The 12161-nt window shown below is 47.6% G+C and carries 16 protein-coding genes; 8 read left to right on the top strand and 8 right to left on the bottom strand.

Annotated elements, in window-relative coordinates; translation table 11 throughout:
• The first annotated feature begins 263 nt into the window (after window positions 1-263).
• Entirely contained in the window at window positions 264-1229 is a 966-nt protein-coding gene (locus C3B52_RS07660; RefSeq protein WP_103105471.1) for an ABC transporter substrate-binding protein, read from the top strand.
• Window positions 1230-1361: 132 nt separating this feature from the next.
• On the opposite strand, the gene C3B52_RS07655 is transcribed toward C3B52_RS07660, so the two are convergent.
• On the bottom strand, window positions 1362-2156 hold the full coding sequence (locus tag C3B52_RS07655; RefSeq protein WP_103105470.1) for a DUF817 domain-containing protein: 795 nt from the start codon (window positions 2154-2156) through the stop codon (window positions 1362-1364).
• Window positions 2153-2998, bottom strand: coding sequence for a sulfurtransferase (locus tag C3B52_RS07650; protein WP_103105469.1), 846 nt, complete (start codon window positions 2996-2998; stop codon window positions 2153-2155). Before C3B52_RS07650 ends, C3B52_RS07655 begins: the two co-directional genes overlap by 4 nt.
• A 131-nt stretch (window positions 2999-3129) precedes the next feature.
• Here C3B52_RS07650 and C3B52_RS07645 point away from each other — a divergent pair, with 131 nt between their 5' ends.
• Window positions 3130-3699, top strand: coding sequence for a DUF502 domain-containing protein (locus C3B52_RS07645; RefSeq protein ID WP_103105468.1), 570 nt, complete (start codon window positions 3130-3132; stop codon window positions 3697-3699).
• 143 nt (window positions 3700-3842) lie between these two features.
• Window positions 3843-4394 (top strand): HAAS signaling domain-containing protein, encoded by a 552-nt coding sequence (locus C3B52_RS07640; RefSeq protein WP_103105467.1) that lies wholly within the window; start codon window positions 3843-3845, stop codon window positions 4392-4394.
• Window positions 4395-4480: 86 nt separating this feature from the next.
• Here the strand turns inward: C3B52_RS07640 and C3B52_RS07635 are convergent, their stop codons facing one another.
• Both C3B52_RS07635 and C3B52_RS07630 read right to left on the bottom strand, forming a co-directional pair.
• Window positions 4481-4726 carry a hypothetical protein gene (locus C3B52_RS07635; protein WP_103105466.1) on the bottom strand — a complete coding sequence of 82 codons (246 nt, stop codon included), beginning with the start codon at window positions 4724-4726 and terminating at the stop codon, window positions 4481-4483.
• 82 nt (window positions 4727-4808) lie between these two features.
• Window positions 4809-5252 (bottom strand): DUF2621 domain-containing protein, encoded by a 444-nt coding sequence (locus tag C3B52_RS07630; RefSeq protein WP_103105465.1) that lies wholly within the window; start codon window positions 5250-5252, stop codon window positions 4809-4811.
• A 181-nt stretch (window positions 5253-5433) separates the two neighbouring features.
• Here C3B52_RS07630 and C3B52_RS07620 point away from each other — a divergent pair, with 181 nt between their 5' ends.
• A complete protein-coding gene (locus C3B52_RS07620) occupies window positions 5434-5808 on the top strand; it encodes an ATPase (RefSeq protein ID WP_103105463.1) in 375 nt (124 codons plus the stop codon).
• Window positions 5809-5868: 60 nt separating this feature from the next.
• Window positions 5869-6831, top strand: coding sequence for a tetratricopeptide repeat protein (locus tag C3B52_RS07615; protein ID WP_103105462.1), 963 nt, complete (start codon window positions 5869-5871; stop codon window positions 6829-6831).
• Between the two features lie 80 nt (window positions 6832-6911).
• On the opposite strand, the gene C3B52_RS07610 is transcribed toward C3B52_RS07615, so the two are convergent.
• The 4 genes from C3B52_RS07610 to C3B52_RS07595 form a co-directional block, all read right to left on the bottom strand.
• A complete protein-coding gene (locus C3B52_RS07610) occupies window positions 6912-7409 on the bottom strand; it encodes an 8-oxo-dGTP diphosphatase (RefSeq protein ID WP_103105461.1) in 498 nt (165 codons plus the stop codon).
• 97 nt (window positions 7410-7506) lie between these two features.
• Window positions 7507-8313 (bottom strand): ABC transporter permease, encoded by an 807-nt coding sequence (locus C3B52_RS07605; RefSeq protein WP_103105460.1) that lies wholly within the window; start codon window positions 8311-8313, stop codon window positions 7507-7509.
• Window positions 8294-9097, bottom strand: a complete 804-nt coding sequence (locus C3B52_RS07600; RefSeq protein WP_103105459.1) for an ABC transporter ATP-binding protein — start codon at window positions 9095-9097, stop codon at window positions 8294-8296. Before C3B52_RS07600 ends, C3B52_RS07605 begins: the two co-directional genes overlap by 20 nt.
• A gap of 3 nt (window positions 9098-9100) precedes the next feature.
• Entirely contained in the window at window positions 9101-10093 is a 993-nt protein-coding gene (locus tag C3B52_RS07595; RefSeq protein WP_103105458.1) for an ABC transporter substrate-binding protein, read from the bottom strand.
• Window positions 10094-10227: 134 nt separating this feature from the next.
• On the opposite strand from C3B52_RS07595, the gene rnz reads away from it, so the two are divergent.
• The 3 genes from rnz to C3B52_RS07580 all read left to right on the top strand — a co-directional run bounded on the left by rnz (window position 10228) and on the right by C3B52_RS07580 (window position 12160).
• Entirely contained in the window at window positions 10228-11205 is a 978-nt protein-coding gene (gene rnz / locus C3B52_RS07590; protein ID WP_103105457.1) for a ribonuclease Z, read from the top strand.
• Between the two features lie 25 nt (window positions 11206-11230).
• Window positions 11231-11455 (top strand): hypothetical protein, encoded by a 225-nt coding sequence (locus tag C3B52_RS07585; protein WP_103105456.1) that lies wholly within the window; start codon window positions 11231-11233, stop codon window positions 11453-11455.
• Window positions 11456-11548: 93 nt separating this feature from the next.
• Entirely contained in the window at window positions 11549-12160 is a 612-nt protein-coding gene (locus tag C3B52_RS07580; RefSeq protein ID WP_103105498.1) for a YczE/YyaS/YitT family protein, read from the top strand.
• Window position 12161: the final 1 nt, after the last annotated feature.

The raw sequence follows: 12161 nt of genomic DNA, 5'->3' as shown, positions 1-12161 counted from the left end.
AGGATTTGTTCAATAGCCGTAATTTTTACCGGACCGGAAATCTTTGCTCTGTGAGACATAAAAATGCTCCTCCTTGCAGGTAGACAGTTTTATTATTTCAACTGTCTACCCGAAGGGGAGCATATCAATTCGTGTTCAGAAGGTCTTTTTGCTGTGGAAGTGTGAAATGCCAAGATAGTCATTGCCCGACTGTTCTTTTTCACCTATAATACATAAATGATTATGATAATTATTATCAATTATGTTTTGGAGGTAACTTACGCATGAAAAAAAGGTCAACCCTGCAAATAGCTTCTTCCCTGCTGGTATTTACCGCACTTCTCGTCAGCGCCTGCTCTGGCAATACAGGTACAACTCCCGAAAAAGCTGCTCCCGAGCAAGCTGCGGCTACGGAACGCGTAGTAACAGATGCAATGGGAAATAAAGTAACACTACCAGTACATCCCCAGAAGGTGATTGCTACATATTTAGAAGACCATCTCGTAGCATTGGGAGTAAAGCCTGTTGCCCAATGGTCTGTAGGAGAAGGCTCTGTCCAAGGCTATTTGCAAAAGGAGCTGGCAGGAATTCCAGCGATCCCTTACGATTTACCGCTAGAGGTCGTCATGAGCCATAGCCCTGATCTGATTATTTTGGAAAGCGCCGAGCTTGCTGCCGGTGATAAGTACAATCAATATGCCAAAATCGCACCGACCTATGCAGTTGGAATCGAAAAAAATACGGATTGGCGAAAAGAACTGCTAGCGGTAGGAGAGGTTCTAAATAAAGGGGATGAAGCCAAAGCCGTCCTGGCAGCCTATGAAAAGAAAGCACAGGAAGCCAAGGAAAAGCTGCAGCAAGGGATAGGGACCAAATCTGCCACCGCGCTATGGGTTCTACCGAAAAGCACTTTTGTTGTAAAAGAGACCATGTCTAGCGGCGATGTTCTCTACAAGGATTTAGGATTTACGGTTCCAGAAATCGTGAAGGAAGTGACCCAAGCCAGCGATGCAAACTGGAGCAAAATTACATTGGAAAAATTGGCAGTCCTAAATACTGACTACTTGTTCATCGTGAACAGCAAAGGCATGCCTTTGAAAGAGCTCGTAAGTGATCCGGTCTACGCTAATATACCAGCGGTGAAAAATGGACATGTCTACGAGTTTTCAAAAGACTCGAGCTGGCTCTATTCCGGAACGATTGCAAATGGACAGATCATCGATGATGTGGTGAAAAGCGTTATGAACTAGGCAGGGAGGGCTCTCTATGAGGCACATGCTTTCCCAGGTGGAGATGTTCCAGACTGGCTGGTTGAACAATGCAAAAAAGGCAACAGACCTTCGTTGCCTTTTTGCTATGCGAAAACGAACGGACATTTTTTCTTACGGGACTTGCTTACTGTCAATTGCCCCTGTTCTTCCGGCTTTCACATGCTTCAGCTCAGCGACAATGATGAAGCTGACGATTACAAGCAAAAACCACGAGCTGATTTTACTGAGGTGCACGAGCTCCCAGCCCGACCGTTGATTCGGGTAATACCATGCCCCCAGGAAGGTAGCGATATTTTCCGCAATCCAGATGAAAAAGCCAATCAAAAAGTAGGCGAGAGGAAGCGGCATGAAAAACCGCTCATGTGTGACACGAAAATAAACGCGCGTTTTCCAAAACACGATAAAGATTGCTGCCATCAATACCCACCGTATATCCCAAAGGAAGTGATGGGTAAAAAAGTTGAGATAAATGGCCGCGCCGAGTGTAATGGCAAACAGTGGGTTTGGCCAGCCTGTGATGCTTACGTCTAGTCTTCGCCACGCTTGACATAGATAACTCGCAACACTTGCGTACATAAATCCACTGTACAGTGGTACTCCAAAAAACTTGCTGAGTGCTGCCTCTGGATACCCCCAAGAGCCCATATGCACCTTGAATAGCTCAAGTGCCAGACCAATCACGTGAAAAACGGAGATGACCTTCAACTCATCCACGCTTTCCAGTCCACTTTTTACCATAAAAATTTGAAAGAGCAGACAAAGCACAAGCAGCAAATCGTAGCGAGCTAGACCAGGGACGGTAACGAATTTGGACAAAGCGAGCGAAGCAAAAATAAAGACTGGAAAGATGCAGGACATTGCCTCCTGATAACCAAAATGTAGCAGGAGGCGTATAAACCGGATCACTCTTCGATCACTTCAGCTGGGGTTGGACCTTTGGCTACAGGCAAATCATATGAGCTCCAATCGCTCCAGCTACCCGCGTACAGTTTTACATCTGTCCGTCCCGCTGCATGAAAGGCAAGCAGGTTCGTGCAAGCAGTCACGCCAGAGCCGCAGTAGACGATAATGTCCTGCTTCGCAAAGTCAGCAATGCGCGCTTGCAATTTTTCTACCGGGAGCATCGTCAGGTCTGCTGCGAGATTCTCTTTATAAAAGAAGCTAAGAGCACCAGGAATGTGGCCTGCTTTAGGGTCCAGTGGTTCTACTTCCCCGCGATAGCGTTCTGCTGCACGTGAGTCCAAGAGTACGGTTTGCTCGCTGCGCTCACGCACTCCCTGAATATCCACCAGCATATCCTGCCGCACGTTTGGCGTGAAGGTACGAGGCTTTGGTGTTGGCACGTCTGCTGTCGACGCGAAGCCAGCCTGCTTCCAGGCAGCATAGCCGCCGTCCAGCACGGCTACCTTGTCATGACCGAGGTAGCGCAAAAGCCACCACAGACGTCCAGCCATCGCCATTTCCTGATCGTCATATGCGATGACGGTAACATTTTCATCTATTCCTGCCTGTGAAAACAGGGAAGCGAGTTTAGCGGGATCAGGCAATGGATGACGTCCGCCATGTTCACTTTTGTGTCCAGAGAGATCGCGGTTCAAATCAAAGTATAAGGCACCAGGAATATGATCAACCCGATAATCTTCGGCACCGGCTTCTGCCGCGCTCAGTGCAAAACGGCAATCGGCGATGACCACGTTTTCATCATCGAGATGATCCTTGAGCCATTGTGGGGTGACGAGTGCTTGCATGTATCTCCCTACTTTCCCTTTTTTCCTCCATCATAGCAGATGACCCGGGAATCAGGTACAATATTTCTGGTAGAGGAATGTGACCATCGTTTTTGTATAGGCTTTGGTAAAGAGGGGGAAGGAGAAGAATAATGAAGCGCATCGTACGTTATTTTCTGGAGGGCTTGCTTTATGTGATCCCGCTCGCGGTCACCATTTACATCCTGTATTACATTTTCACGACGGTAGACAGCTGGTTGAATCTCCAGATACCCGGAGTAGGGTTTCTCCTGACGATTTTGGGCATCACAATCATTGGCTTTCTGGCATCGAATGTGCTGACACGTGGGGTTTTATCGCTAGTGTCCAAAGTATTTGAAAAAGTACCCTTTATCAAATTGATCTATTCGTCCCTCAAGGATTTGATTGGAGCATTCGTAGGGGACAAAAAGAGCTTCGACAAGCCTGTACTGGTAACGCTGTTTAAAGACGGAAACGCAAAGGTCATCGGCTTTATTACAAAGGAAAGCCTGGAAGCATACGGGCTTACTGACCATGTAGCCGTATACGTTCCGCAATCGTATAACTTCGCGGGGAATCTGCTGCTGTTTCCAAGTGAGCAGGTACAGCCATTAGACGTGGAAAGCGCCGAAGCAATGGCTTTTCTCGTATCCGGTGGAGTCTCAGGGAAAAAATCAGATAAAAGTGAGGAGAAAAAGTAAGAGAAGGCTGCCATGCGCAGCTTTTTTTATTTCTGAGCAGTCAAATATAGTGAAGACAAGGTACCTTGCAATGTATAGTACCGTGTGATAGGATATTACTGGAAAGATCATCAAAACCAGATACAAAGAGGAGAGGGACAAGTATGAGTCCAACGGTGAAAGCATACCTGGACACATTGTACGAGCAATTGAAAATCATGCCAGAAGAGGATCGCTTGGAGTCCGTTCGCGAAATCGAGACTCATATAATAGATGGAATCAGGAACGGTAAAAAAGAAGCTGATATATTAGAGAAGCTGGGAGATCCCAAGCTGCTTGCAAAAGCGTATCGCAGTGAGCACATCATGCAGAGGGGCAACACGCGTTCCATTCGTGATGTTCTGACCATAATTGGATTTTATTGTACAACAGGCTTACTCAGTGTCATCGTAGTCCCGGTTTTAGCAACAATTGCCTATGGCTTCGGTTTTAGTGCTATTCTTGTTTTTGTAGCAGGGATCGTTCGCAGTTTTGGAGTAACTTGGATTCAGATGGATCTCGGGCCAAATTACACCGTTCCGATCGAATGGAGCATGGCATACGTCATCATTATTGGCGGCATTATTGGGTGGATTGCCTATATCAGTAATAAATATTTGAAAAAGTACATAACGTTCGTACAGAAGCACTATCGCACCTTACTCCCTGTAAAATGAACATGAACAACCAACGTTGAAAAGTAGAAGAAAATAAAAACGAGCTGCCAAAAACGGGCAGCTTGTTTGTTTCTGCAAGAGATCTATTAACTACTGAAAAACCCGCTACGACTGGAATGTCTGCGACGATAGTGGCGGTGACCGTATGTTTTATTACCCTGCTTCCAAAATGGGTTATGGTGTCTGTAATCGCTACTACTGTACCTTCGATAACCGTGCCTGCCGCTTTTCCATAAGAAGCTGACACCTTTTTTCAATAAGGCTACCACAATAATAATAGCGATAATGAACAGGACCAAACCGATACCCAAGATGGTAAGTATAACTGACATCCACATCGCTCCTCAATAAAAGGTCTACCATTGTTTACGGATATCCCTTCTAGAAGTTTCGAGAAAGATGTCGCCCTCGCAATTAGCCCTCTGCGTTCAAATATTTCTCGTATGGCGTATAATCGATTTGCTTCGTTTTCAAATGGGCGATCAGCCATTTATGATCACGCTTGGGAGTTGCTACGATATAGCCCTTGACGATCAGGTCTGTCGTGATCGTAGTCGCTTTTTCTTCCAGCGCAATTTGACCGATTCTCGCTGCGATTGAGCGTCTGGCCACGTCGCGGAACAGCTGGGGAACTGGGTCTACAAGCTCGTTCAGAAGAGTGAGTCCCTCGTCTGTCCAGAGAGAACGGGTCTGGTCGATGTAATGATCCTGCCAGTCTAGATCGGATTTACCGTCCTTCTTCGGCATGGATTTTAAAAACTTGCGAAACATAAAATACCCACCAATGCCCATTAGGCCGACCAGTATAAAAGTCCAGGAAACGATGAACAGGGAAAACCCCGTGGACATTTCAGCCATCTGCGAACACCTCTTTTACCGTAACGTTTTCATGAAAAAAGGAATAGATAGTAAAAGTGTACCGTATTTTGGTTCTGGCAACAAACTTTTTGTGCTTTTGGCTATCCTTGGGGTTTACTCTTCCCAAGAACACATACAATTTAGTATGATTAGAATTAATCTTTATAGGGAGTTGACGCTCATGTTCAAGCTTGGACAACGCGTCGTCATCGTTGCCGACTCCTTTGAGCAAGGTTTGCCACTCGGTGAGTACGGTTATTTAATCGCTCGTGACCGTAATCCGGACAGCGCGTTTGCGTGGGTAATCCGCATCCCCAAAATAGATAAGCAGTTTCCTATTGTAGAAGATGATATTGATCTAGAGGAACGTCTGCTGGAGGAGGAAGCAGCGCGTGTATCACACGAAGCTTTGCTCGACTATGCTTTGGCCACGCGCAACGAGGCTCTGTTCCGACAACTGATGGGTATGCAGGATGTCGAGGAGACGAATGACGAACCCGCGAAGGAATCAATGGAGGATTTTATTCGTAAAGTAAACATGAAAGCCTGGATTTGAGGCACGAACTTATCCGGTACCTTGAAACTATTGCGAAGGAAATGAAAGTGAGGCTGTTTCATGTCTGATTTTGTGACGTTTACCAATGAATTTGGTCATTCCATCGAAATGTCCCGAGAGGATTATCAGAAGAAGGTGATCCCACATAACCTGGATATGTACTGGGATGAGAAGGAAAAGCTTCGCGATTTCGCGATGGAGTTGGTGAAGGATCAATTTCATGAGCAGGCTGCCGTTGCGGCGGACAGGCTTCTCGAATTATATGGTCCGATTGAGTCTGCCCTGATTTTCCGTGCAGTCGTACATATGCAAGCAAAAGAATTCGACCGTGCCAAATCGATCTTGACGGATTGCCTGGAACGATTCCCGTCGTCAGGTACTGCCTGCACAAATCTCGCCAAGATTTATGCGTACGAGGGGGACGAGGCAAAAGCGTTTGAGACGCTGAATACGGGATTACATAAAGACCCGAACCAAGAAAATGGACTCAACATGTATGTAGAAAGCTTTCTGCATAGTGGGAAAAAGGAAGAGCTGCGTGGACAGCTGGAGGCGCTTTCAGGCAAAGAAGGGGCATGGCGCCCACAACTGCATCTGGCACGCCTCGCCTTGACCGAGGAAAATCTGCTCAAAGCCATGCATTGGTATACGCTTGCGATCGAAGGAGCAAAAGACCGCTTCGAGGTCGTCATGACGGTAACTGGTGAATTGGGACAAGCAGGCTATGTATACCAGCTCATTCAGATTTGTGAAAAGTTCTGGACCCCTGAATTCCCACTTCCTTATGCCGGCTTTAACTATGCCAACGCACTGCTCGCAACCGATCAAAAAGAAAAAGCAATCGCGATTTTGCGAAACATGCAAGAGCATTTGCCCGACAACTACAAGCCCATGATCGATCACTTCCTCGCACGTGTACCCGGCGCACAGGAAGTCGAGGCTGCTGCACAGCAAAAAGTCGCAGACAGTCAATCCGCTGACCCAGCAAGCAAAAAGAGCTGGTGGAAGTTCTGGAAGCAATGATTAGGAAGCAAAAAGTACGCCCGGCCAATTGCGTCGGGCGTTTTTACTTTGGCGAGATTGTAGCGCCCTGAGTTGATTGTCTATCCCAGCTGCTTGATTTTCTCGGATATCTTATCTTGCTTGTCCTCATCCCAGACGATGGATATCTCAAAGGTACCAGGCTCAAAAAACAATGGGAATCTGCGGCGAAACCACGGCTGCATCGGAACCTCGTCAATTTTATCGATCGGAACCCAATGAAGCTCACCTTCTGGAGGATTCGTCAAAAGCTCTCCTTCAAAGAGGGTGGCCAAGTAGTTAAACACCATATAGCGCAGGCCTGTCTGTGGCACCATGAATTCGTCAATACCTTTAAAAACGAGATCACTTACAGTTAAACCTGTTTCTTCGTAAACCTCGCGGATTGCGGCTTCCGTCAAGCTTTCGGGATATTCTACTTTCCCACCAGGGGCGATAAATCCCGGGAAGCCTTTGGAGTTGGGGCGATTTATGAGGAGAACCTGATCATGGTCACGGATCATGCACATCGTCATCAGCTCGTATGTAATCGGTGTAACAGCAGGCGTAGGCGTACTCATCGAAACGTTTTGACTCCTTTCCTTTTTTTGTAGTATAGCATAAGCAAACGGTACTAGCCGCCCCGGGTAGCGTTCCAGTACCGTTTGGTCAATCCATCTATTTAAACTGGCTGGTGAGCCGCCGTTCTAAGAAAGCGACGCCTTGGTACATCAGAGTCGCGACGACTGCGATGATAGCGAGGCTCATCATGACCAGGGTAAAATTAAAGACCTGGAATCCATAAATGATCAGGTAGCCAAGACCTTGCTGGGATACGAGGAACTCTCCGACAATGACGCCTACCCAGGAAAGGCCGACATTTACTTTCAATGTGGCAAGAATGGTGGGAATGGTAGCGGGTAGAATCACCAAGGAAAAGATTTGCCGCTTGTTGCCACCGAGTGTTTGCACGACTTTGATGTAGTTTTGATTGACTTCCTTAAAGCTGGTGTAGATGTTGATCGTGGTGATGATGACCGAGATTGCACAGCCCATGGCGATGACGGAAAACAAACCGGGTCCAAAGCTGACGATAAACACCGGACCAAGCGCCACCTTGGGCATGCTGTTGGCGATGACTAAATAGGGCTCCAGTACACGTGAAAGAAAAGGGGACCACCAGATGATGGCTGCGAGCACGGTCCCAAGAATCGTTCCGAGTAAAAAACCTATGATTGTCTCCCAAACGGTCATTCCAATATGGGGGAGAAGACTACCATCTAGTAACTGCGTCCAGAATTGAGCCCAAACTTTTGAGGGGTAGCTGAAAATCAGCGCGTTGATCGTATTCGTGCGGGCTAAAAGCTCCCAAAGTCCGAGAAACAAGAGGAACAAAATGACCTGGGTCGTAAACACCCATGTACGTGTTTTGCGTACATCTTTCAAATAGCGTCGATGGACGGATTCAAGTTCCTTTGGCTGCATCAGATACTACCTCCATCTCTTTCCAAACGCGATGGAACAAGTCTTGAAAACCTTCTTGATTCCGTGCGTCAAATGGAAGGGTATCTCGAATCGTGGGAGGAACAACGATCTCGCTATTGATCCGACCAGGATTCCGAGAAAGGATGTAGATACGATCACCCATCGCTATCGATTCAGAGAGGTCATGAGTGACCAGAATGGCGGTTTTCTTATGACGGCGTAAAGCTGAGAATATCAAGTCCTCCAGCTTTAGCTTGGTTTGATAATCTAAAGCGGAGAATGGTTCATCCAAGAGCAATACATCAGGCTGGCAGGCAAGAGTTCGAACGAGGGCAACTCGCTGCCTCATACCGCCTGAGAGCTGCATCGGAGAGGAATTGCGAACATCCGCTAGCTCCATTTCATCTAGCAGGTGAAGCGCATATTCTTCTGTTTCTTTGCTTCTGATGCCCTGTATATCCAAACCGAGGAAGACATTGTCCTCGATTGTACGCCAGTTAAACAAATAGTCTTGCTGCAGCATGTAACCGACTTGACGTGATGTACCAGATACGACATGACCATCAATCAGGACTTTGCCGGCTGTAGGCTTCTCCAATCCGGCAATCAGGGAGAGTAGCGTCGTCTTTCCGCAACCACTGGGACCGACCAAACAGATGAACTCGCCTTCCTCCACGCGCAGGTTAATGTCTTTGACCGCCATGAATGCCCTGGTCGTGGATAAGTAGAGATGGGTCACGTGGCCGAGCTCGATCTTGGCCGGCGCAGAAGGAATCTTGTTCATAGTCTATTTCCCTTCCTTGGCTGTTTTGGCAAAGCTGGTATTGACCAGTTTGGTATAATCCACGCGCTGTTTGAGCTCTCCGGCGGCGTCCATGATCTCCTGCAGCTGGTTCCATTCTGCTTCGTCCAAAATCGGATCTGTTGCGTAAGAGCCTTGTTCCAAATAGCGTTTTACGGAGCTCTCCAAAATTTCGGGCTTGATCTGTTCAAAGTATTTGCTGATGACTTCAGCCGTTTCCTTTGGACTGTGGCTCGCAACCCACTGTTGCCCTTTGTAGACCGCATTGGTAAACTTTTGGATAGCGGCTGAATTGCTGTCCAAATAGCTTTGCTTCGTCATGAATACGGTGTATGGCACCGTACCGCTTTCTTTTCCGAAAGAAGCGACGACGTGACCGATTCCTTCTTGTTCAAAACGTGATGCCTCTGGCTCGAACAATTGGACGTATTCACCTGTTCCGGAGGCAAACGAGGCAGCTATATTTTTGAACTCGATATTTTGAATCAGGGTAAGGTCGCTTTGCGGATTGATATTATGCTGTTTCAGTACGTATTCTCCAACCATCTGCGGCATGCCGCCTTTTCGCTGACCGAGGAATACGCTGCCTTTCACTTGATCGAACGAAAAATTGTCTACTTTATTTCGTGCGACAAGAAAAGTACCGTCTGTTTGAGTCAACTGGGCGAAGTTGATCACGGGGTCTGCTGCCCCCTGCTGAGATACATAAATACTGGTTTCAGAGCCGACCAGTGCTACCTCAATCCCCCCGGATAATAGGGCAGACATTACCTTGTCGCCACCGGGAATGGTAGATAGCTCGACATCCAAACCCTCTTCTTTAAAAAATCCCTTTTCAAGTGCGACATACTGCGGCGCATAAAAAAGAGAGCGAGTAACTTCGCCAATTCTTATTTTTTCAGGTGTGCTGGAGCATCCGGCCAAGAAAGTCATAACAGCAAGGCCGGTGGCTAGCCCCAGCGAGAAAAGTCGTTTCATATCCAATGTCCCTCCTCCATGACTGGTGTTTGTTGTAGGCTATGCGCCCAGACAAAAAAGGGTGAATGCCCAGCAATGCGAACAGGCACCAGATTGGCAGCTGAGGAGGAAGTAATGAAGGAGATGTATCTGCTGTGATCGTTACATTTTTAGGAACAGGATCAGGAGCACCTACCACCAGACGCAACGTTAGCGGGATCGGGCTTCGATTTTTACAGGCAGGAAAGTGGTGGCTGTTTGATTGTGGAGAAGGCACACAGCATCAGCTGCTGCGTGCTCCGATGAAGATCAGTCAGCTGGAGAAAATTTTTATTACCCACCTTCACGGGGATCATCTCTATGGCTTGATTGGTTTACTGGCAAGCAGGTCTCTGAGAAATGGGGAAGCGTCCACTTTGGAGCTGTACGGACCACCTGGGTTGGATCGTTATTTTAAAGCTGTCATGGAAACGAGCCCCGTGCACCTGCAATATCCCTTGCAGCTGCGAATCGTCAGTGAAGGTGTCGTCTATGAGGATGAGGATGTCATCGTGACATGCCGTTTGGCTAATCACCGAGTGGCTTCCTATGCTTATTCTGTCGTGGAAAAAGAAAAGCCAGGTGCCTTCCAAGTGGATTTGGCAAAGGCAGCGGGTGTACCGTTTGGCCCTCTGTACGGTGCTCTCAAGAGAGGAGAGCAGATTACGCTTGAGGATGGTCGTGTCCTGGACGGAAAGGACTTTGTAGGAGAGCCTCAGCCAGGGCGCAAAATTGTTTTTAGTGGAGACACCATGCCGTGTCAGTCTGTATTGGAGCTGGCGGAAGGTGCTGATTTGTTGGTGCATGAAGCGACTTATGCCGATAAGGATCAAGACCTAGCGGTGCGCAGTGGTCATTCGACAGCAAAGGAAGCAGCAGAAATCGGGAAAAAAGCGGGAATTAAAATGCTTTGTCTGACGCACTTTAGTCCTCGGTATGAAGATGAGGAAGGGGATTTCACGATGGAGGATCTGCTCGCAGAGGCACAGGAGATCTTTCCATGCACCTTGCTGGCGGAGGATTTAGGCAGCGTTCCCGTAAAACGTGTGCGAAAATCGGTGGGAGAAGCAGCAGAAGCCTGTTATAATGAATGATCATCAACAAGGAAAGAGGGGGAATATGAAACGGGTTACCTTTTTGACACCAGAAGAGCTGGTGGCGCATTGTGAAAATGAAGAAGTTAGCTTGGTAATTGAATACCGGGACGATGATAATAAACAGCGGCAGGTTACTTTGGCGGGTGAGCGCTTGAAAGAAGCAGCTGAGTATTTGCGTCGTCCGAAGTTTGAGGCTTATTACCGCAAGGACGGCATATTTTTTGAAGTAGTAGTGGGCTGGAAGTAATCGAGTTTATACAAAGAGAGCTTTACTGGAGAGGAAAGGTGAAAGGCAGTGTCCGGTATACGGATTCGCAGGTCAATCGTTGTTCGCTACTTCATGTTTATTTTGGGGCTGTTCATCGGTGCCTTTGGCTGTGTTCTCGCCATCAAAGCAAATCTGGGTGTAGCGCCGTGGGATACGTTCCACATTGGTCTGCAAAAAACGTTTGGACTAACGATCGGAATTTGGTCGCAAATCGTGGGAGTTATTGTTATTTTATCTTCTTATGTCGTTGCGAAAATCAAACCGACGTTTGGCATGTTTTTAAACATGATCTGTTTTGGCAGCTTTCTCGATTTGATTCTGTGGTGGAATCTGGTTCCTGAGCCTGAATCAATCTGGACGCGCCTGGTGATGTTTTTGATCGGGGTTGTGGTGATGACGATCGGTATCGGCATGTATTTGTCGCCTCGCCTCGGAGCAGGTCCGCGAGACAGCTTTATGCTTGCGATGAATGAGCGCTTGGGATGGAGCATCCAAAAAGTGCGCTTGATCATTGAGATCACTGTCTTGCTTGCTGGTGCAGCTCTGGGCGGGCCAGTGTCGATAGGCACGGTCCTCATTGCTGTTCTGACGGGTCCGCTGATCCAACGAACCATTCCTTTTTGGCAAATGGTTATGAAAAAACAATACGACTTGATTGAACCGGTAGAACGGCAGGCTGGATAAG

The organism is Brevibacillus reuszeri (genome assembly GCF_002897295.1).
GTDB lineage: Bacteria > Bacillota > Bacilli > Brevibacillales > Brevibacillaceae > Brevibacillus > Brevibacillus reuszeri_A.
Note: the sequence above shows the minus strand (reverse complement) of the source record. Positions and strands in the feature narration are given on the sequence as shown.

Excerpts from the sequence above, each read along its gene's own strand:
- C3B52_RS07630 (WP_103105465.1), bottom strand. The coding sequence starts at position 5,252 with ATGGCTGAAATGTCCACGGGGTTTTCCCTGTTCATCGTTTCCTGGACT.
- C3B52_RS07580 (WP_103105498.1), top strand. The coding sequence starts at position 11,549 with ATGTTTATTTTGGGGCTGTTCATCGGTGCCTTTGGCTGTGTTCTCGCC.
- C3B52_RS07605 (WP_103105460.1), bottom strand. The coding sequence starts at position 8,313 with ATGCAGCCAAAGGAACTTGAATCCGTCCATCGACGCTATTTGAAAGAT.
- C3B52_RS07615 (WP_103105462.1), top strand. The coding sequence starts at position 5,869 with ATGTCTGATTTTGTGACGTTTACCAATGAATTTGGTCATTCCATCGAA.
- C3B52_RS07595 (WP_103105458.1), bottom strand. The coding sequence starts at position 10,093 with ATGAAACGACTTTTCTCGCTGGGGCTAGCCACCGGCCTTGCTGTTATG.
- C3B52_RS07610 (WP_103105461.1), bottom strand. The coding sequence starts at position 7,409 with ATGAGTACGCCTACGCCTGCTGTTACACCGATTACATACGAGCTGATG.
- C3B52_RS07620 (WP_103105463.1), top strand. The coding sequence starts at position 5,434 with ATGTTCAAGCTTGGACAACGCGTCGTCATCGTTGCCGACTCCTTTGAG.
- C3B52_RS07645 (WP_103105468.1), top strand. The coding sequence starts at position 3,130 with ATGAAGCGCATCGTACGTTATTTTCTGGAGGGCTTGCTTTATGTGATC.
- C3B52_RS07640 (WP_103105467.1), top strand. The coding sequence starts at position 3,843 with ATGAGTCCAACGGTGAAAGCATACCTGGACACATTGTACGAGCAATTG.
- C3B52_RS07650 (WP_103105469.1), bottom strand. The coding sequence starts at position 2,998 with ATGCAAGCACTCGTCACCCCACAATGGCTCAAGGATCATCTCGATGAT.
- C3B52_RS07585 (WP_103105456.1), top strand. The coding sequence starts at position 11,231 with ATGAAACGGGTTACCTTTTTGACACCAGAAGAGCTGGTGGCGCATTGT.
- C3B52_RS07660 (WP_103105471.1), top strand. The coding sequence starts at position 264 with ATGAAAAAAAGGTCAACCCTGCAAATAGCTTCTTCCCTGCTGGTATTT.
- C3B52_RS07635 (WP_103105466.1), bottom strand. The coding sequence starts at position 4,726 with ATGTCAGTTATACTTACCATCTTGGGTATCGGTTTGGTCCTGTTCATT.
- C3B52_RS07600 (WP_103105459.1), bottom strand. The coding sequence starts at position 9,097 with ATGAACAAGATTCCTTCTGCGCCGGCCAAGATCGAGCTCGGCCACGTG.